1 pseudogene is annotated in these 519 nt (G+C 58.2%); it reads right to left on the bottom strand.

From position 1 onward, the window contains the following. A pseudogene (locus tag NW858_RS13135) lies at positions 1-405 on the bottom strand (hypothetical protein); the annotation flags it as partial. Positions 406-519 lie beyond the last annotated feature (114 nt).

The raw sequence follows: 519 nt of genomic DNA, 5'->3' as shown, positions 1-519 counted from the left end.
GTTCAAGTCAGGCCGAGTTTGAAACACCCGATCCACCTCCCGCAGCATCTCTGTATCCAGCCGCTCCAGCAGAGTTTCCAGAATATCTTCAGGCCTGACCAAAACCCGCACGGGGAAGCGATAGCCTTCGCATCGGTAATCTCCGCAAAGTTTAACCAGCTCGTTCCGAACTCGGATCTGCACCGCCGGATCGAGGTCTCTCACCGGTAGGGGGACTTCTGGCTCTGGCTGCTGTTCCGCTTCCTGGGCCCAAGTTAGAAATCGGCCGCCCCCTGCCCCGAGTATCAGCGATCCGCACAACAAGCCGAGTCCCAGACCCTGGAGGGGGAAGCTCCGGCCTAGGTTGCCCTGCCTGGAGCGCTGTGAAAAGCAATCCCGATTCGGGCTACTCGGCGGGTTGTTCATAGGTTAACCAATACGGCAGCGATGGCTATCGCCAACTCTACCCGACATCTGCCTAAGAGGCACTAGGCCAGGGGAAAAATGGAGTTGCTCTTGCTGGGTATCGCTGCTCTAAGG

Origin of the sequence: Synechococcus sp. H55.10, from assembly GCF_047502715.1 — a bacterium.
Classification (GTDB): domain Bacteria; phylum Cyanobacteriota; class Cyanobacteriia; order Thermostichales; family Thermostichaceae; genus Thermostichus.
The sequence above is the reverse complement of the archived record's forward strand: the minus strand, read 5'-3'. Positions and strand labels throughout refer to the sequence as shown.